Annotated in this window: 17 protein-coding genes, 15 tRNA genes, 1 rRNA gene and 1 pseudogene; 32 read left to right on the top strand and 2 right to left on the bottom strand. The window is 45.2% G+C overall.

The window, feature by feature from the left end; translation table 11 throughout:
* The 25 genes from OIU26_RS17985 to OIU26_RS17865 form a co-directional block, all read left to right on the top strand.
* Positions 1 to 220 (top strand): 23S ribosomal RNA (locus OIU26_RS17985); the annotation flags it as partial.
* Positions 221 to 286: 66 nt separating this feature from the next.
* Positions 287 to 362, top strand: a tRNA-Asn gene (locus tag OIU26_RS17980).
* A gap of 3 nt (positions 363 to 365) precedes the next feature.
* A tRNA-Ser gene (locus tag OIU26_RS17975) sits at positions 366 to 457 on the top strand.
* Between the two features lie 17 nt (positions 458 to 474).
* A tRNA-Glu gene (locus tag OIU26_RS17970) sits at positions 475 to 546 on the top strand.
* A 70-nt stretch (positions 547 to 616) separates the two neighbouring features.
* A tRNA-Val gene (locus OIU26_RS17965) sits at positions 617 to 692 on the top strand.
* Positions 693 to 718: 26 nt separating this feature from the next.
* Positions 719 to 795, top strand: a tRNA-Met gene (locus tag OIU26_RS17960).
* Between the two features lie 15 nt (positions 796 to 810).
* Positions 811 to 887 (top strand) — tRNA-Asp (locus OIU26_RS17955).
* Positions 888 to 924: 37 nt separating this feature from the next.
* Positions 925 to 997, top strand: a tRNA-Phe gene (locus OIU26_RS17950).
* A gap of 22 nt (positions 998 to 1,019) precedes the next feature.
* A tRNA-Thr gene (locus tag OIU26_RS17945) sits at positions 1,020 to 1,095 on the top strand.
* 4 nt (positions 1,096 to 1,099) lie between these two features.
* Positions 1,100 to 1,185: transfer RNA gene (locus OIU26_RS17940), tRNA-Tyr, on the top strand.
* Between the two features lie 7 nt (positions 1,186 to 1,192).
* Positions 1,193 to 1,266: transfer RNA gene (locus OIU26_RS17935), tRNA-Trp, on the top strand.
* A gap of 18 nt (positions 1,267 to 1,284) precedes the next feature.
* A tRNA-His gene (locus OIU26_RS17930) sits at positions 1,285 to 1,357 on the top strand.
* Positions 1,358 to 1,366: 9 nt separating this feature from the next.
* A tRNA-Gln gene (locus tag OIU26_RS17925) sits at positions 1,367 to 1,441 on the top strand.
* Positions 1,442 to 1,447: 6 nt separating this feature from the next.
* Positions 1,448 to 1,519, top strand: a tRNA-Gly gene (locus OIU26_RS17920).
* A gap of 12 nt (positions 1,520 to 1,531) precedes the next feature.
* A tRNA-Cys gene (locus tag OIU26_RS17915) sits at positions 1,532 to 1,606 on the top strand.
* Positions 1,607 to 1,617: 11 nt separating this feature from the next.
* Positions 1,618 to 1,696: transfer RNA gene (locus tag OIU26_RS17910), tRNA-Leu, on the top strand.
* 232 nt (positions 1,697 to 1,928) lie between these two features.
* Positions 1,929 to 2,486: a TetR/AcrR family transcriptional regulator gene (locus tag OIU26_RS17905; RefSeq protein WP_016819928.1), complete on the top strand. Its 558-nt coding sequence runs from the start codon at positions 1,929 to 1,931 to the stop codon at positions 2,484 to 2,486.
* Positions 2,487 to 2,629: 143 nt separating this feature from the next.
* Entirely contained in the window at positions 2,630 to 3,856 is a 1,227-nt protein-coding gene (locus OIU26_RS17900) for an MFS transporter (protein ID WP_090738260.1), read from the top strand.
* A gap of 127 nt (positions 3,857 to 3,983) precedes the next feature.
* Positions 3,984 to 4,295, top strand: a complete 312-nt coding sequence (locus OIU26_RS17895) for a LiaF transmembrane domain-containing protein (protein ID WP_016324716.1) — start codon at positions 3,984 to 3,986, stop codon at positions 4,293 to 4,295.
* Positions 4,296 to 4,383: 88 nt separating this feature from the next.
* Entirely contained in the window at positions 4,384 to 5,052 is a 669-nt protein-coding gene (locus OIU26_RS17890) for a PspA/IM30 family protein (RefSeq protein WP_040102898.1), read from the top strand.
* 7 nt (positions 5,053 to 5,059) lie between these two features.
* Positions 5,060 to 5,545, top strand: a complete 486-nt coding sequence (locus OIU26_RS17885) for a PspC domain-containing protein (RefSeq protein ID WP_264217569.1) — start codon at positions 5,060 to 5,062, stop codon at positions 5,543 to 5,545.
* Positions 5,545 to 6,249 carry a PspA/IM30 family protein gene (locus OIU26_RS17880; RefSeq protein ID WP_013372998.1) on the top strand — a complete coding sequence of 235 codons (705 nt, stop codon included), beginning with the start codon at positions 5,545 to 5,547 and terminating at the stop codon, positions 6,247 to 6,249. Before OIU26_RS17885 ends, OIU26_RS17880 begins: the two co-directional genes overlap by 1 nt.
* A gap of 147 nt (positions 6,250 to 6,396) precedes the next feature.
* Positions 6,397 to 7,044 carry a cell wall-active antibiotics response protein LiaF gene (gene liaF / locus OIU26_RS17875; RefSeq protein WP_016819934.1) on the top strand — a complete coding sequence of 216 codons (648 nt, stop codon included), beginning with the start codon at positions 6,397 to 6,399 and terminating at the stop codon, positions 7,042 to 7,044.
* A gap of 16 nt (positions 7,045 to 7,060) precedes the next feature.
* Positions 7,061 to 8,140, top strand: a complete 1,080-nt coding sequence (locus OIU26_RS17870) for a sensor histidine kinase (protein WP_013372996.1) — start codon at positions 7,061 to 7,063, stop codon at positions 8,138 to 8,140.
* A complete protein-coding gene (locus OIU26_RS17865) occupies positions 8,118 to 8,768 on the top strand; it encodes a response regulator (RefSeq protein WP_013372995.1) in 651 nt (216 codons plus the stop codon). The genes OIU26_RS17870 and OIU26_RS17865 overlap by 23 nt, the downstream gene beginning before the upstream one ends.
* A 76-nt stretch (positions 8,769 to 8,844) precedes the next feature.
* Here the strand turns inward: OIU26_RS17865 and OIU26_RS17860 are convergent, their stop codons facing one another.
* Positions 8,845 to 9,300 carry a hypothetical protein gene (locus OIU26_RS17860; RefSeq protein WP_040102899.1) on the bottom strand — a complete coding sequence of 152 codons (456 nt, stop codon included), beginning with the start codon at positions 9,298 to 9,300 and terminating at the stop codon, positions 8,845 to 8,847.
* Between the two features lie 248 nt (positions 9,301 to 9,548).
* Between OIU26_RS17860 and OIU26_RS17855 the strand changes: the two genes are divergently transcribed.
* The 3 genes from OIU26_RS17855 (at position 9,549) to OIU26_RS17845 (ending at position 13,936) form a co-directional block, all read left to right on the top strand.
* Complete coding sequence (locus tag OIU26_RS17855) at positions 9,549 to 10,313, top strand: YwmB family TATA-box binding protein (RefSeq protein WP_436449164.1); 765 nt, start codon at positions 9,549 to 9,551, stop codon at positions 10,311 to 10,313.
* 187 nt (positions 10,314 to 10,500) lie between these two features.
* A complete protein-coding gene (gene zwf, locus OIU26_RS17850; RefSeq protein WP_013372992.1) occupies positions 10,501 to 12,057 on the top strand; it encodes a glucose-6-phosphate dehydrogenase in 1,557 nt (518 codons plus the stop codon).
* 298 nt (positions 12,058 to 12,355) lie between these two features.
* Complete coding sequence (locus OIU26_RS17845) at positions 12,356 to 13,936, top strand: peptide chain release factor 3 (protein WP_058830355.1); 1,581 nt, start codon at positions 12,356 to 12,358, stop codon at positions 13,934 to 13,936.
* 152 nt (positions 13,937 to 14,088) lie between these two features.
* Here OIU26_RS17845 and OIU26_RS17840 read toward each other — a convergent pair whose 3' ends face one another.
* Positions 14,089 to 14,322 carry a small acid-soluble spore protein SspI gene (locus OIU26_RS17840; RefSeq protein ID WP_013372990.1) on the bottom strand — a complete coding sequence of 78 codons (234 nt, stop codon included), beginning with the start codon at positions 14,320 to 14,322 and terminating at the stop codon, positions 14,089 to 14,091.
* A 157-nt stretch (positions 14,323 to 14,479) separates the two neighbouring features.
* On the opposite strand from OIU26_RS17840, the pseudogene OIU26_RS17835 reads away from it, so the two are divergent.
* From OIU26_RS17835 to OIU26_RS17820, 4 genes and pseudogenes are all read left to right on the top strand, one after another.
* Positions 14,480 to 15,148, top strand: a pseudogene (locus tag OIU26_RS17835) (potassium channel family protein); the annotation flags it as partial.
* 77 nt (positions 15,149 to 15,225) lie between these two features.
* Entirely contained in the window at positions 15,226 to 16,014 is a 789-nt protein-coding gene (locus tag OIU26_RS17830; protein WP_264217568.1) for a TrmH family RNA methyltransferase, read from the top strand.
* An 820-nt stretch (positions 16,015 to 16,834) separates the two neighbouring features.
* Positions 16,835 to 17,410 (top strand): sigma-70 family RNA polymerase sigma factor, encoded by a 576-nt coding sequence (locus OIU26_RS17825; protein WP_013372986.1) that lies wholly within the window; start codon positions 16,835 to 16,837, stop codon positions 17,408 to 17,410.
* The gene (locus tag OIU26_RS17820) at positions 17,400 to 18,470 is read left to right on the top strand and encodes a hypothetical protein (protein WP_264217567.1); all 1,071 of its coding nucleotides are present in this window, start codon (positions 17,400 to 17,402) and stop codon (positions 18,468 to 18,470) included. The genes OIU26_RS17825 and OIU26_RS17820 overlap by 11 nt, the downstream gene beginning before the upstream one ends.
* Positions 18,471 to 18,584 lie beyond the last annotated feature (114 nt).

Genomic DNA, 18,584 nt, shown 5'->3' with positions numbered 1-18,584 from the left:
TGGACGTACCGCTGGTGTACCAGTTGTTCCGCCAGGAGCACCGCTGGGTAGCTATGTACGGAAGGGATAAGCGCTGAAAGCATCTAAGCGTGAAGCCCCCCTCAAGATGAGATTTCCCAATTAGTAAGACCCCTTGAAGACGACGAGGTAGATAGGTTGGGGGTGGAAGTGCAGTAATGCATGGAGCTGACCAATACTAATCGGTCGAGGGCTTATCCTAAAGATAAGGCGCAATGAAGTTTCGGATCCAGTTTTCAGGGTGTAACCTTGAAACAAGTGTTAATATTCCCTGATAGCTCAGTTGGTAGAGCACTCGACTGTTAATCGAGTTGTCACAGGTTCGAGTCCTGTTCGGGGAGCCATATGGAGAGGTGTCCGAGTTGGCCGAAGGAGCACGATTGGAAATCGTGTAGGCGCCAAAAGCGTCTCGAGGGTTCGAATCCCTCTCTCTCCGCCAGAATTATTCTATAGCATGGCCCGTTGGTCAAGGGGTTAAGACACCTCCCTTTCACGGAGGTAACAGGGGTTCGAATCCCCTACGGGTCATAAAAAAAATAAACACAAAAAGTTGCAATAAAAAGTTTGTTGTGGTATAATATGAGAAGTGTTCCGTTGAGGAGGCTTAGCTCAGCTGGGAGAGCATCTGCCTTACAAGCAGAGGGTCGGGGGTTCGATCCCCTCAGCCTCCACCATTTAAAAAGTAAATACTTATTACTGTCGCGGGGTGGAGCAGTTCGGTAGCTCGTCGGGCTCATAACCCGAAGGTCGCAGGTTCAAATCCTGCCCCCGCAACCAATTTAAATCTATTATGGAACTGTGGTGTAGAGGCCTAACATGCCTGCCTGTCACGCAGGAGATCGCGGGTTCGAATCCCGTCAGTTCCGCCATTAGTAATACATTGCTTGGTAAAGAGTCTTATTGTGAGGCTCGGTAGCTCAGTCGGTAGAGCAGAGGACTGAAAATCCTCGTGTCGGCGGTTCGATTCCGTCCCGAGCCACTTTTAATTGAATAGTTTTTGTGCCGGTGTAGCTCAATTGGTAGAGCAACTGACTTGTAATCAGTAGGTTGGGGGTTCAAGTCCTCTCGCCGGCACCATTTTGGAGGATTAGCGAAGTGGCCAAACGCATCAGACTGTAAATCTGCTCCCTTACGGGTTCGGTGGTTCGAATCCATCATCCTCCACCAGTTTTATAGGGGCATAGTTTAAAGGTAGAACAACGGTCTCCAAAACCGTTGGTGTGGGTTCAATTCCTGCTGCCCCTGCCAATTACTTCTTTTCCTGTGGCGGTCGTGGCGAAGTGGTTAACGCACCGGACTGTGACTCCGGCATTCGTGGGTTCAAGCCCCATCGGCCGCCCTTTATTATTGGGGATTAGCCAAGCGGTAAGGCAACGGACTTTGACTCCGTCATGCATAGGTTCAAATCCTATATCCCCAGCCATCTTATGCGGACGTGGCTCAGCGGTAGAGCATCGCCTTGCCAAGGCGAGGGTCGCGGGTTCGATTCCCGTCGTCCGCTTAGTTATATTCTGGCGCCATAGCCAAGTGGTAAGGCAAAGCTCTGCAAAAGCTTTATTCCCCAGTTCAAATCTGGGTGGCGCCTCCATAATTAAATATGCCGGCGTGGCGGAATGGCAGACGCGCTCGACTCAAAATCGAGTGGGAAACCGTGGAGGTTCGAGTCCTCTCGCCGGTATATATAGAAGGATGATAAAATGCTTTAATGCATTTTATCATCCTTTTTATTATTCGTATTCTTAACTTTGGCAACAACATTAACTTGGATCCAGATGAGTGGAAGATAAGAACTTTGCAGAGATCCTTTTTAATTAGGTTTATATTTGACTGGGACTTTGAAGTTGTAGTAGGATGATGGTACTGAAAAAACATTTATAGTTTATTAAGTGTAAGAGAAATGAGGAATGCATATGCAGGAAAGAATTTTGGAAGCTTTTGTAGAGGAAGTTCATGAGAATGGCTTGAAATTTACTATGGATGATCTTGCGAAAAGACTTGCCATCAGTAAGCGTACATTGTACGAGAATTTTTCATCTAAGACGCTTATTTTAGAGACACTGATTGAGCGTACAAATGATGATATGATTCAAAAGACAGAACAAATTATCCAAAACAATGAATTATCTTTGTTAGAAAAGATTAAACAGTCGATTAGGGTTATGCCGCTGTATTATAAGTTTTATGATTTAAGAATATTAGACCAGATGAAAAAGTATTATCCTGAGCAATGGAAAAGAGTACATGCTGATTTAAATGATTGGTCTCCGATTAGAACATTAATTCAGGAAGGTATCCGAGAAGGAATTATTGTGAACAAAAATGAAGCTCTGATCATGAAGCTTATTATTGATTCAGTAAATTTAACGCTTGATCAGCGTTTCTTTCTGGATAACAGTGTGACGGTAGAGGAAGCAACTTATTCCATTGTAGATATATTGTTATTTGGGTTAGTCGAAAAACAAAAATAGCCTAATAATATGTGCATATTAAAAGAGGCTATTTTTTTATGTGAAAACTAATAAAACAATTAAAGTTTTTTTGTTTTTGAAGTTGGGATACTGAAATAAACTATTGATAAATAAAAGGGATTCTGAAAAGGAAGGGTGGAAATATGTCTATACTGACAAGAAATCGGGGAGCAATGCTGTTATTGATGCTTAACATTTTTTTAGCATTCATGGGGATTGGATTAGTTGTTCCTGTTTTACCTAAATTTATAAGCGAGCTAGGGATGAACGGTTCTTCAATGGGGCTGATGGTTGCAGCTTTTGCGTTGACACAACTTTTATTATCACCGCTGTCAGGAAAATTGTCTGACCGTTATGGACGTAAAAAGTTGATTGTTTCTGGGATGTTCATTTTTATGCTGTCAGAGCTTGTTTTTGGACTGGCGAGTTCCGTCCCTACCTTGTTTGTTGCACGAATCATGGGCGGGGTAGGGGCAGCGTTGCTTACTCCTTCTATTATGGCCTACGTTGCTGATGTGACCTCATTTGAGGAAAGAGGCAAGGGTATGGGGATGATTAATGCAGCGATTAACACAGGCTTCATAATTGGACCAGGGATTGGCGGTTTGCTTGCTGCCTATGGAATACGTATTCCCTTCTTTGCGGCGGCAGGTGCTGCAGGGATAGCGGCTATTTTGTCTCTGCTCGTGTTGCCGGAGTCTTTGAGCAAGGAAAAGCAACAGTACAATAGAGAGCTTCCGCGTGAAAAAGAAAACCTTTTACAGCAATTTGCGAAGTCCTATCAATCTCCGTATTTCATGGGCTTGCTCATTGTATTTGTCGTTGCTTTTGGATTGGCAAATTTTGAAACGGTATTTGGACTGTTTGTTGACCATAAATATGGTTTTACACCGATGGATATTGCCATCATTATAACGACAGGCTCTATTTTGGGAGCAGTTGTGCAAGCAACTATATTTGGTTGGATCATTAACCGTTTTGGTGAGAAAAAAGTAATTCACCTTTGCTTGGCTATCGGAGGACTGTTTATTTTCCTAACTTTATTTGCCGAGCAGTACGTGATGATTATGCTGACGACCTTTATCATTTTTCTGGCTATGGATATCCTTCGCCCGGCAGTAAGCACTTCTCTATCGCGGCAGGCTGGGGATGAGCAAGGGTTTGTAGCGGGTATGAACTCGTCCTATACCAGCTTGGGGAATGTAATTGGACCGTTAATTGCGGGACTGCTGTTTGATGTTCATATTAATATGCCTTATATGGTTGCAGCGGTAGCCTTATTTGCTTGTCTCGTCCTTTCACTACGCTCTAAGCATGCAGGAAAGCGGCACTCAACATCCCTTGCAGCAGAGCAGCATAGAGGAGGATAGCCGCAGGTCTATATCCATCCCCGACTTAGGTCTAGGTTCAAAAACCGTCTGGGGTCCGTTTTGTCAAACGCTAGGTCAGCGTACAATAAGGACATAAGCAAGACACAGTGAAAGGCGGTGAGAGATGATGAGAGTTAACAAAGGGAATGGGTTAGCCATTGTACTGATCGTGTTGGGTTCGATTATGCTGCTCGGTAAGTTTACTCCGTTTTTCGGTCACTTTGTAGGACATCTGATTGGTTACTTAATTCCGATAGCCATGGTTATGCTGGGGTACTACGGTGTGAAAAGAGGAAATGCACTCTTCGGCTGGATCGTGCTTGTGCTCGGGGTACTGATTTTACTGGGCAAGCTATCCTGGCTAATTGGACCACTGCTGGCAATCGGGTTAATCATATTTGGTGTATCCATGCTGAGTGACCGTAGAAGTCGCTACTGAATGTGACAGTTTGAGGATGAAGAATAATGTACGAAAGCAAAGAGCAAGAAATGATGAAAATACGAAATTGTGAAAGGAGTAGACGCCAATGAGTGTTTTTCGAAGAATGCGTGATATTACGGTAGCAACCTTCAATGAGCATTTGGAACAAAGCCAAGATCCGGTACAACTCATTGACCAGTTCCTATATAATACCCGTCAGGAAATCGCTGAAGCGGAAAAGCTTCAGCAGCAGTATGCAGTGCATACAAGACAAATGAAGCAGCAGTTGGATCATGCATTGTCCATGCAGGCCAAACGGGAGGAACAGGCGCTTCTGGCTTTGAAAGCAGATGAAGAACACGTCGCAAAGCTAGCCCTTCAGGAAAAAATGCTATATGCAGAAAAAGAAGAGCAGTATAGAGAACTGTGGGAGCAGAGCCGTGAATCATTACGTGAATTGGAGCAACAGCTGGATACATTAAAAACAGAATACCAGACGGTACACAGTAAGCGTCAGTATTACGCTGCACGTGTACAAACGTTGAGACTCCAGCAGCAAATGAACGAACGGGCAGGTACATACGGCGGACGAAATGTTCCCCGAATGTTCAACCGCTTGGAAGACCGGGTAGCTGATATGGAAGCAGAAACGATGAGTCTGCGTGAATTGCGCCGGGGTGAGGAGTATACAAGGGATGCTCACACCGGTGGATCGCTGCTCGAACAAGAGTGGGCGAGACTGAAAAGCAAGCTGAACAACAGCGGGAAGGAGTAAGTAAATTATGACCCGAATTTACCGATCAAACCGGGATAGAGTATTAACTGGAGTATGTGGCGGTCTTTCTGACGCAACAGGAATGGACTCAACTTGGATACGTATTTTGGTTGTGATCAGTTTCTTTATTACAGCAGGCACCACATTTATGATTTATGTGATTGCAGCGTTGGTTATTTCCAAGGAACCAAGATCTCCTTACGACGGAGGATTTGGTCCAGATAGTGGTCCCTATACCCATCAAGATCCACGCTATTATGGCGATAGTAGTACTAGAACGCAGTATGGACAAGGAACTGGTTACAATCAAGGCGGAGCATACGGCAACTCGAACCCGTTTGGTCAGGATGCCCGCTATTCATCCAAATTTAATACAGGGCACAACAGTGATCTGGATTCCATGATGGAAGATATCGAGAAAAAAGCAATGAAAAAGGAACTGGAAGAGTTACGTAAAAAAGTAGAGCAATTCGAGAAGGGAGAACGTAAATAATGGGAATTTTTAAAAGAATGAAGGATATGACAAGAGCATCGGTGAATGAAATGTTGGATAAAGTTGAAGATCCGATTATCATGTTAAATCAGTACTTGCGCGATATGGAGGCAGAAATTCACGAGGCTGAGGTAACGGTCGCCAAGCAAATGGCAAATGAGCGTCGTATGAAACAGCGTTTGGAGGAGGCTGTGCGTGTATCCAATGAGCGCGAAAAGCAGGCTGAATCTGCATTGCGAAATGGCCAGGAAGAAGTAGCACGCAAGCTACTGGGCGAGAAGGTTTATTTTGTGCAAAAGCAGGATGAATACCGTGACTTGCACACTCAAGCTGAGCTCCAAGCCAAAGAACTGGTACAGCAGCTTCATGGAATGAAGGATGAATTCTACAAAATGCGCAATAAGCGTAATGAGCTGGTATCTCGTGCTCAAATGGCAAAAGCCAAAAAGCAAATGTCGCAAATCAATAGTTTGCACACGATTGAAAGCGGGTCTGCTTCGCTGGGCTTCCACCGCATGGAGGAAAAAATCATGCAAATGGAGGCAGAAGCTGACGTACTGCGTGCCCCTTATCGTCAAGCACCGGGAGAAGCATATGTTAATCCCGCAGAAGCTGAAAAACAATTTAAAGTGGATGAGCAGCTTCAACAATTGAAGTCCAAAATTCAGGCAGGTGCTAAACCTGTAGATATGAAGAAGGACTAACTACTCGGAACCCAAACATTATGATATGCTGTATAGATGGACACTGACCAATAACGGTGCTCAATCTGTATGGTTCGGAAGCCATATGGCGATATATTTCGCCACTATGGCTTTTCCTTCCGGTATAAACAAAAAAGGGGGTGCAGCATGGAGAGAAGAAAATCAGCCTTGGCACTGGCAGGGATTGGCATCGGGATTATCATTTTATTCGGTCAGTGGATTGGGTTCCTCTCCGTGTTTGCACTGATCCTAATGTTGGCCGGAATATATAAGATCCGCAATTCCAAAATCAAAAAGGGCTATACGATGCTTGCCATCGGTGCCGGTCTGCTGGTGCTGGATCATTTGTTCTTGTTTGTAGTGATCACATTGGCTTCGCTGGCTGTGTTCTATTCACGTTCCAGGAAGCTGCATAAAGGTCAAAGCTCCATATTCAAACACAATTTCATATCCAATCATAAATGGGATGAAGTGCCGTGGAGCTTGCGCAGCACAAGCATATGGCATGTGGTTGGTGATGTGGATGCCGATTTGACGCTCGCTCTTCCAGAGGAACGTGAGCCCGTCATATTTTTACAGGGGATCTTCGGTGACATTGACATCACGCTGCCGGATAATTACGGTGTAGAGGTGGAGATGTTCGTATTGTTCGGTCAAATTCAGTTCGACCGGGATCATGAGGCGGGGATGCTCAATCGACTGGTGTGGAAGTCTCCTCATTTTGAGCAGAGTGAATATAAAGTGAAGTTTGTCGTTTCGTACTTGGCGGGCGATGTCCGTATTCGATTTTATTGAACCAGGAGGAACCGGGATGAATCACAAAAAAACGTCCAACATGGTAACCCGCAGTATGGGTGAAGGTATCCTCCTGTGTGTTGTTGTGGGCGTAGTTGTCTTTTATATGCTGTATACATATGGATATGTGAAGTCGTTCCCAACCTGGGGAATGATACTGAAAGTAGCAGGAGCCGTTATACTGGTGTTGATTGGTACAGGGGCAATGTACGGATTTTATGAAAGTTATCGCTTTAAAAGCAGACTGGAAATGTTGAGAGAGACATTGCTGATGTGGGAAAAGGGAACCCCTGCACGTGAGTTGCCACCTCTAGGCCATGATGAGCTTGGCAGACTAGGAGAGCAGTTGGAACGAATCGGGCGTAAATGGCAGGAACAAGTAACGTCTTTACAACGCTTATCTACGGATAATGCTCAGTTAGCAGAACAGGCACGGATGACTGCGATTGTGGAGGAACGGCAGCGGCTGGCTAGAGAGTTACATGACGCAGTATCGCAGCAATTGTTTGCTATTTCAATGACAGCGACGGCTGTGGGCAGGACACTGGACAAGGATTTTGATAAAGCGCAGCGTCAAGTTGCATTAATTGAAGAAATGTCCTCCGTGGCACAATCCGAAATGCGGGCGTTACTACTTCATCTACGGCCTGTCTATCTGGAAGGAAAACGGCTTGAGCAGGGTTTGCGTGATTTGGTACAGGAATTACAGGCAAAGGTACCGATGGAGATTGATTTTGAGATGGAAAGCGGAGTACAGTTGGTTAAGGGCATTGAAAATCACTTGTTTCGCATTGTTCAGGAAGCGATGTCTAATACATTGCGTCACGCCAAAGCAACTCGTATGGAAATTCGTATTGTGCAACGCCCGGATTCCATTAGGTTGACGATTCGGGATAATGGTATTGGTTTTGAAATGGATGAGAAAAAGCAGACATCATATGGATTATCCACCATGCAGGAGCGGGTCAGTGAAATTGGGGGAGCTATTCAGTATATAACGGCTCCGGGAAAAGGGACACGGATCGAGGTGTCTGTGCCAGTTATTTATGATGAAAGCGGAAGGAACGATGATCATGGAAACGGAATTACCGATTAGCGTATTGCTGGTAGACGACCATGAAATGGTGCGGATCGGGCTTGCGGCGGTGCTGGGGACAGAAGAAGGGATTGAAGTGGTCGGCGAGGCCGGAAGCGGAGAAGAAGGCATACGCTTAGCATCAGAGTACAAACCAAATGTGATTTTAATGGATTTGGTCATGGATGGCATGGATGGTATCGAAACGACACGCCAAGTGACACGCCTACTTCCAGAGACAAAGGTGATTGTACTGACGAGTTATTTGGATGATGAGAAAATGTATCCGGTCATTGAGGCAGGGGCATTCAGCTATTTGCTTAAAACGTCTCGTGCTTCCGAGATCGCGGATGCGATCCGTGCAGCTGCACGTGGACAGTCCGTACTAGAGTCGCAGGTGGCCTCTAAGATGATGAATCGGTTTCGCCAGCCACAGGCTGAAGCGCCCGCACATACGGAGCTAACAGATCGTGAGATGGAGGTTCTTCGCTTGTTGGCACAAGGGAAGTCTAACCAGGATATCGCAGATGAACTGATTATCGGGATTAAGACGGTAAAATTCCATGTCACGAACCTTCTCGCCAAATTAGGAGTGGAAGACCGCACACAGGCGGCAATCTATGCTTATAAGAACGGCTTAGCAGAGTAAATTGTAAAACGATGAATACAAAGAACCGGAGACGATGAATGGTCCTCCGGTTTTTTTGTGTTCTGTAACACGGTGTTTAGATAAGGAGGAATAGAAAGGCGATTAAAGCCAGATCTAGTGCAAGTCCTGCCCCGTATCCATATCTACCACGATAGCCTGCTCTGCCGTTTCCATAACCCCTATTTCCATTTGAATCAAATGCGCCTACGTTATAAGGAAAGTATGGATTTAGAAGTTCGTCCGGCGGTCTATTAAAGGAATTTAGCTTGGCAGAAGAACGAGCTTTGTTTTTAGAGTTCTTTTTTTGCTTTTTAGAGGAGATTTTTTTAGCTTTTTGTTTTCCTTTGTTACTGTAGCTTCCGGCATAGAGACTGCCAGGAAAGGAGGATGGATATCCATTCAACATCAGCTTGCCTTTGCTACACCCACTTAAGATGCCAATGTGTCGTGTACCATCACGCATAACGGCACAGACCATCCGTCCGCCATGAGGTGCCACATTGGCTTCATTTACTGGATAAATGGGAAACATGATTTCACCTCTTTTGGTGTAAGATGCGTTGTGATTATAGTCTATTCTTATCGTGCCTACGGTGTATGGTCGAACACCCAGTAGGCGAATGAATATTTCTGAAAGGTTGTGCTGACTTCCTCTGCGTATAAAACCTCTGGCAACGGGCATGCTATTGATAGATTCATAGATTTCAATCGAGCCGAAAAAAGAAGCATTCTATCGTGGATATGCGGAGAACGTATGGTTATGGAGGGGAAGGAACGTCCATGTTAAAAGTAGAGATGATTAAAAAGGGAGTTATTGCGATTTTGGTATTAGGAACGGTGTTGGTACTGGCTGGCTGGCGTTACGGAACTCTTCAGACCAACGGAACTGATTCCCGCGAGGCAGAAACGGCTTTACGCTCGTTGTTATTCCTATCGGATCAAACCCCGGGTACACTGGATAAGCTAGTTGTAAAATGGCAAGGCGATTGGATTCCTAATCATGGAGATCCGGCAGATATAGCGGCACAGATAGCTGATCAACTGAATATACCCACAGCAAGTAAACTCGTGGAAAATGGACATACACTTTATCGTTCTGTTCGTGATCGTGAGGATTTGAAAATTCGTTTAAATGTGATGGAACGTCAAACTGGACAATGGTATGTAGTCGTTCAGCTAGAAAGCAGTGACACAGGACGTGAGCAATTGATTCAACTTCATAAGCTTTGTGCTGAGCAATTAAATTCTATAGGGGTTCAAGCGCAGTGGAACACCTCCGTTCAGCGTTCGCTGCAAGCAAAGGAAAGCGTGGATCAACTGATGAACCAAACAGAAGCGAGCTTAGCAGGGACCATCTCTATGCAGGCTAAAGAAAGATACACAGATGTAAATACAGTAGCCGTATCTTATGAAGCTCCAGACCTGCCATTAATGGTTCAAAGCGGTGAGCATCAAGTCCAGATGCAGATGGCTGTACATGAAAATAAGGAGCAGCAGGATAAACGTATAACACTCGGTTTTCCGCTTATCACGATTGAATACTGACTTATAAGGTAAATTTATGATTCATCGGATAGCTTATCCATGTGGAATATGTTAAAATGTCATCAAATCTTTAGTTCCATGTTTTTCGAAAATCAAGTATGATCTTGTATAAATATACACAATACTACATGCGGATTTCGAGGATTGTGGATTGCGGAATCTTGACATGGGAAGAATGAGGTACTTCATGGCTGACATACCTGTTAAAGAATCTCTTGTGACACAAGGTGCAGTTCTGTTTATTTTTGGTGCTACGGGCGATTTGGCTCGCCGTAAGTTATTTCCTGCTATTTACAGCTTGTACCGCGAAGGCAAGCTTGCTGAAGATTTTGCTGTTATTGGTGTAGCAAGACGTCCTCGCACAGAAGCAGAATTCCGTAATGACCTGTACGCTTCCATACAGGAGTTTAGTCGCTATAAAGCAGAAAATGATCAAGAATGGCAGGCATTTGCCGAGCATTTTGAATATAAATCGCTGGATATCAACAATGTCGATGGGTTTCATGAGCTGAGACAGCAGACGGAGGCTATAGAAGGTAAGTTTAACATACCGGGAAATCGGCTGTTTTATTTGGCCTTGGCGCCTGAATTATTCGGAAGTGTGTCGAAGAGCTTGAAAGAGGGAGGCATGTTGGACGGCAAGGGCTGGAATCGTCTAGTTATAGAGAAGCCTTTCGGTTACAACCTCGAGTCTGCACAAGAATTGAACATTGAAATACGTGAAGTATTTGCCGAAGAAGAAATTTATCGAATTGATCACTATCTCGGTAAGGAAATGGTTCAAAATATCGAGGTAATTCGCTTCGCTAACGCCTTTTTTGAACCACTATGGAATAACAAGCATATTGCCAATGTGCAAATTACGCTGAGTGAAACGGTAGGGGTGGAGGAACGCGGAGGTTACTATGATCATTCTGGCGCTTTGCGTGATATGGGACAGAACCATATGCTGCAAATGCTTACGATGATCGCGATGGAACCGCCTAGTCGTTTGTTACCAGAGGATATCCGTGATGAAAAGGTGAAAGTGTTGCGTTCACTACGACCTTTTGAATCGTCTGAGGATGTGAAGACCAACGTGGTACGTGGTCAATATACTGAAGGCAGTTACCGAGGTCAGCAGTTGCCAGGGTATCGTCAAGAAGACAAGGTTGATCCACAATCGAATACAGAGACTTATTTTGCTTCACGTGTGTTTGTAGATAATTTCCGTTGGGCTGGTGTACCGTTCTACATTCGTACAGGCAAACGTCTCCCTGTAAAAACTACGGAGATCGTTGTGGAGTTTAAGAGCATGCCAACCAATGTATATCTCGGTCAAAAGCATAAGCTGGAACCAAACTTGCTCGTCATTCGGGTCAATCCAATGGAGGGCATTTACATTAAAATTAATGCCAAGAAACCCGGTTCGGAATCAGATATTGAGCCGCTGGCTATGGATTTTTGCCAAAGCTGTATGGTGGGGATCAACTCACCGGAGGCGTATGAACGGTTGCTGATGGATGCGATCGAGGGTGATTCGACGTACTTCACGCGGTGGGATGAGGTTGCTACAGCGTGGGGATTCGTTGATCGAATCGCCAAAGCATGGCAGCAAACCCCGGATACACTGGAAACCTATGCAGCAGGCTCATGGGGACCTGATGGTGCTCACAAGCTGTTAGAGCAGGATGGTTATAAGTGGTGGCCGGTTAGCGGTCAGGATGAAGATAATGTCATCTGGCGAGTAGGCGGCACTCAGTAATCCCGATTTGTCATGCATCCCCCTATGTCCTGTTTAGGATGTAAGGGGATGCTTTGCGTTCGGAGTATGCTATAATAGCTTAGTCTCAGGTTTTCAGTTTGCAACTGATTATACGTTAAAGGCAGGCTAAAACATGTAAATAGATCGTATTTATCATGAATATGGTGACGGAGTATGCCGAATACTGGAGCTAACGCCAATGAGCCGATGAACTTATGAAAATAGGCGTGCATCATGGCCTTTTTATGAATAGCTTGAGCAGAAATGCAAGGGATTTGATCATGAAGGGATATGTGAAATGAGTAAAACAACAGATATACTTCAACAGGAAGTCGACAAACGGCGTACGTTTGCGATTATTTCTCACCCGGATGCGGGTAAAACGACACTGACGGAAAAGTTGCTGCTGTTCGGGGGCGCTATTCGTCTTGCAGGTACAGTCAAAGCTCGTAAAGCCAGCAAGCATGCGACGAGTGACTGGATGGAGATTGAAAAACAGCGGGGGATTTCGGTAACATCCTCAGTGATGCAATTTGATTATAATGGGCATCGCGTTAATATTCTGGATACCCCGGGTCACCAGGACTTCAGTGAAGACACGTATCGCACATTAACAGCCGCAGATAGTGCGGTCATGCTGATTGACGTAGCGAAAGGTGTGGAAGCGCAAACGATCAAGCTGTTTCAGGTTTGTGCGAAGCGCGGAATACCGATTTTCACCTTCATTAATAAACTGGACCGTGAAGGACGCAGTCCCTTTGATCTGATGGAGGAGCTGGAACAGGTGCTTGGTATCCGTTCAGTGCCTATGAACTGGCCGATTGGTACAGGGCGTGATCTGTGCGGTGTTTATGACCGTGTCAAAAATCAGGTTGAGTTGTTTCAGGGAGATGACCATTCCACGATCAAAGTACAAAAAGTGGAAGGTTACAATGATCCGATTATTCGCGAGATGGCGGGCGAATATTTGCACGACCAATTATGCCAAGATTTAGAGTTGCTTGATGTCGCAGGTGACCCTTTTGATATGGAAAAAGTACAGCGTGGAGAATTAACGCCTATATTCTTTGGAAGTGCGATTAATAATTTTGGTGTGCAAACATTTTTGGAAAACTTCCTTCAGCTTGCTCCTAAGCCGGAACCGCGCCACAGTACAGTGGGGGAAATTGAGCCAACGAACGAGAAGTTTACCGGCTATGTATTTAAAATTCAGGCCAATATGAATCCGGCCCACCGTGACCGGATTGCATTTTTGCGTATCGTGTCTGGTAAGTTCCAACGCGGGATGAGTGTTAAGCATGTTCGGATGGGCAAGGAAATTAAGCTGTCCCAACCACAGCAGTTCTTGGCACAGGACCGTGATATTGTCGAAGAGGCATTTCCTGGAGATATTATTGGTTTGTTTGATCCGGGTATTTTCCGCATTGGCGATTCACTCAGTCAAGGCAGCGAGGTTGTATTTGATGAACTGCCGACCTTCTCACCTGAGATTTTTGCCAAGGTTACTGTAAAAAATGCTTTGAAGCACAAGCAGTATCTGAAAGGTATCGACCAGTTGACCGAAGAAGGTATGATTCAGGTGTTCCGTACGGTAAGCTTTGATGATACGCTACTAGGTGTAGTCGGCCAACTGCAATTTGAAGTATTTGAATACCGCATGAAGGGTGAATATGGGGTAGATGTACAGCTTCAACGTATGCCGTTCCAATTTGCACGTTGGATTGTGGATGAGCAGATTGATCCGAGCAAGTTCCGTATCAACTCTACGCTGGTAAAAGATAAAAAAGGCAATTATGTAGCCTTGTTCGAAAATGAGTATGCCATGCGTACGGCTATAGAAAAAAATCCGACCGCTAAGTTTTTGGAAATGGCTCCATAAAATTTTATATGCAGAGCAATCTGATCTCAGTCATTTGATATATACCACGAATAGTCCACTCGACATGAATGCGAGTGGACTATTCTCATTTTCGAATACGGGTAAAAATAATGAGCACAATTAAAGCATAACAAGAAGTTGAATAGCTAGGGTTAGGTTAAGGGCACGGGTTTGATTTTATCGATTTGTTCATGTGCCAAATGGACGAAATCCTGCTGCTGGTTTGGACTCATATGCTTCCATGCGATTTCAAGAATGACACCTAATCCAGGCAAAGCGGCTTCCGGTCCATCCACTGACCCAATAATCATATCCGTAAGATCAGCCTCTGATTTGCCGTGAACTTTGTGAACAATCGCTTGTCGTAAATCCATTGTAATGGGCATGTGTACCTCCCGTATGTTGTAATAGTGATCGAATGTATTATGGCTTGGGCTGTGGCCCAGTATACATGGAGAAGCATTTGGAATAAGGATGTCAAAATTTATGTTTGTAGCATGATATGCTATACTATGACGGACAGTATGGTGAGCGGGAGGTAAAGAAGGAATGGCAAAAAAACAGTATGCGGTCATTGGCATGGGGCGCTTTGGTTCCAGTGTTGCCAGCGCGCTGAGTGAGATGGGGTTTGATGTACTTGCTATCGATTCGGACGAGCAGCGTACACAGGAAATGTCGAATATTGTGACGCATGCAGTGTCTGCCGATTCGACCGATGAGGAAGCACTGCGAGCACTGGGTATCCGCAATTTTGACGTAATTGTAGTCGCAATTGGTGAAGATATACAAGCCAGCATTCTAACGACATTGATTCTCAAGGACATGGGTGTGCCTGCTCTTGTGGTCAAAGCACAAAATGAACTGCACGGAAAAGTGCTGCAAAAAATAGGTGCGGATAAAGTGGTTTATCCTGAACGGGATATGGGACTGCGGGTAGCCCACCATTTAACGTCTCCTAATATTTTGGATTATATTGAGCTGTCCAAGGACTACAGTATTTTGGAGATGCGAGCCGCTGATTCCATGATCGGCAAAAATTTGAAGGAGCTAGACATACGGGCACGCTTCGGCTGCAATGTAATGGCGATCCGCAGAAACCAGGAGATGAACATTTCACCGTATGCCGAGGATCGTCTGGAAGCGGGTGATGTGCTGGTCATTGTGGGTCACAAGGACGATCTAACCAAGCTGGAGCTGGCTTTTGCAGCTTAGAGAGGTTTGATGTTCAAGTACAAGTGATGCACCATTTATTTTTAAAGAAACAGACCTAGAAACGGAAGGTTAAACCAATGGAAATCATTTCACCGAATAATGCACGTGTAAAAGAATGGTCGCAACTCCTCGAAAAAAAGCATCGCACACGGCAGCATAAATATATTGTCGAGGGTATTCATCTAGTGCAGGAAGCGCTGCGTTCGAACGCGGCTGTTGAAAGCGTCGCCTATGATTTGGACAAGGGGATTCCTGCCGAGCTGAATGGTCTGGATTCAGCCGATCAGCCGGTGGAATGGATTCCCGTGTCGGCGGCGGTCATTGCCAAATGCACCGATACCAAGACGCCGCAGTCTGTCTTTGCCATCGTGCGTAAGGAGGAGCGTAGCGCATTCGCAGCATTGCTGGAGCAACCAGATGCGCTGGTGATGGTGCTGGACGGTGTGCAGGACCCCGGCAATGTAGGCACTATCATTCGCAGTGCGGACGCTGCTGGAGCCGTAGGCGTTATATTGGGTCATGGTTGCGCCGACCTATATAATCCCAAAACGATCCGATCCACGATGGGATCATTGTTTCATCTGCCGGTGATCGAAGGCAGTCTGGAAGAGCTTTTGCCGCAGGCCAAAAGCAAAGGTGTCCGCTTGCTCAGCACCTCGCTCGATGCAAGCTTATCATGCTATACCATAGATTTGCGTGTATCCACTTGGCTCGTGATTGGCAACGAGGGCCAGGGTATTTCTGCTGCTACTGCAAGTATGGTGGATGAATCAGTATTCATTCCAATGCAGGGACAAGCGGAATCACTGAATGCAGCCATGGCCTCTACGGTGTTATTATTCGAGGCGATGAGACAGCGAAGCTAATACCTGAGTGTTTATTATTCACTGATTCGAGTTTTCATGTTTTTATAGTGAAAATGGACAGGGTATTTTATATATGATGTTGTAAGATAAACCTCTTCATAAGAATAACTTAATAGCTTAGCTAACTTGACAGTCCCGATAAATAAAATTATTTTTGGGGCTGTTTTTTAATTTTTAGACAGAAGGAGGACTAATGAGGAACAACATAATCAAACTGAATTCTCACAGATCATTGGGGTATCACAAGGAGCATTAATAGAAGCATAGTTTTTTTCAGCGTACAAGTTGATGAGCTTGAGTCCAGATTAATCTCAGACGTAAAAACACCTACAAGGTTATCTCCATATCTTACGACATGGCTTGATTCTCTTGAAGATGTTTTGATGTGTCTCACGTTTTGGGATCTGCTACGTCGTTAAGCAACAGGGGCCTTCACAATTGTAATCATAGTTGGAAACTTAAGCTGCATAGCAGCCAGTGTTGCGTTTTGTTGGCTTCGTCTCTTGCAAATTGGGGGTATTGGTAGCCATATTCAATTTGACCTAACAAATTATTGTCTCTGATTTTAGTAGAAATATAACCTGCTGCATGAAGGCCATTTTTACATCTCCAGACCTTGTTATAATCGTCCGACAGCAGGCCCAATTCTTTGAGCTCACCGTTCAATCTGACGGAAAGAACAAGATGTCTTCCACACTTTCATGCCACTGCTCGCCTTCCCGCAATCCATAGACTCCCAACCGAGAACATAAAAACCGAACCTTTTTTCCATCGAGCGACAATATAGGGTGTAAGCTGCTTACTTAGGAGGGCCCTCTGAATGCAAAGTGAATCTATGTACCACGTGCTCACAAAAATGATTGAAGGAGATCAGCAGGCGTTTCACACGTTGTATGATGCCACCTATAAGGATGTCTATCGGACCGTCTCTTTTCTGGTGGATCATCCGCAGGATCGCGAAGATATTATGAATGAGATCTACATGCAAATGTGGACCTCGCTTCCCAACTACGATCCGAATCGTCCTTTCCACTTCTGGCTGCACGGCTTGGTCATCCGACAAGTGCAAAGATTCCGGGTGAAAAGCTGGAGGAGATTCCGAATTTTCGAACGCATCCGTGTCTTTTCTCGGGAAGAGCGTCATTGGGATCAGACCACGGTGAGGACGGATGGGACAGACCCTGAAATATCGAAGGCCATGCACAAGCTGACCGATAAACAGCGAACGGTGATCATACTCCGCTTTTACCACGACTATAGGCTGGAGGAGATTGCGACATTACTCGATATTCCGCTGGGTACAGTTAAGTCCAGATATCATGCCGGCCTGCAGTCGCTTCGAAAACACTTGGGAAATCTCTCCTTGGAAAGGATGGAAAAGAACAATGCCTATTGAAAGCCAAATCAGCGAGTACCTGCACCAAGAAGCAGAGACCATGGAATGCCCCCCGGCTGTTTCCAAACGAGTCGAACAATCCTATTCTCAATACGTACAACGGCAAAGGAGCAAAAAAACGATGAAAAAACGATTGATCGGCGGCATCATCGCTGCAGTAATTATGATTCCAACCGCGGCATTCGCGGCCCCTCCCCTGATTGAAATGATTACGAGAACACCGATGACAGCCAAACAAGTCAAGATGGATGCGGTTGGCCAAGCAGCGCTTGAAAAGTTGTATCGCTCTTATCCGGAAACCAAGTCGTTTGAAATTATCGACGCCAGCCAGATTGGAGGAGACCCCGCGAATACAAGTCAGGGGAAAGCCATTCAAACAAGCATCGTGCTGCAGGAAAAGGGAGCTCACGGCAAAAAGGTCCGACTTGATTTGAACGGTATCACGGGTGAAATCGAACAAGTGAACCAAGAGAATTGGGAGCCTCAGGAGAAGCCGGTCATCTCCTTAACCGATCAAGAAATCAAATCGAAAGTAGATGACCTCATTAACAAACTGTACGGCAGCTCCAGTAAGTACGAATGTAACATGGAGCCGATGCAGACATCGGACCAAAAAACATTTATATTAAACTACACCGAAAAGGGATCAACAACGCCGTTTTATCAGGCATTCGTTCAAGGGAATACGATCAGCGTTTCTCTGATCGGAGGCGGCCCTGCTCCATCCGTGGAAGGCTTTTTCATGACTAACGGCAAGCCTGACTATACTGCAGATGCCTTTTTAAACGATGAAGAGCTCCTTTCTTTACTTCACATGAGTCCAGCAGACTTGAAAGAAGAATTGGCAAAGGGGGCATCTGTCGTCGAGATCGCAGCATCTAAAAAGATTTCCAAACAACAAGTCATGGACGTTATCGCAAGTACGCAGGCTAAAAAACAAATCCAAGCCGATCCGCATGGTGGAGCTACTGTTGACGATCGTACGCTGGAACTATTGAAACGGATTCTTGCACCCAAAGTATTGAAAGTGATTGAACACAAAACGGAAACGCCTTGGTAGGGAGAGCAATACAGAGTGTATGGTGTTTGATATAGTTAAGTAAAACGCGATAAACGAAACAAAGAAAGCTTCAGACTGATTCATCCGGTCTGAAGCTTTCGTTTCATTTGTCAG

This window comes from Paenibacillus sp. BT-177 (assembly GCF_025846815.2).
Taxonomy (GTDB): domain Bacteria; phylum Bacillota; class Bacilli; order Paenibacillales; family Paenibacillaceae; genus Paenibacillus; species Paenibacillus polymyxa_C.
The sequence above is the reverse complement of the archived record's forward strand: the minus strand, read 5'-3'. Positions and strand labels throughout refer to the sequence as shown.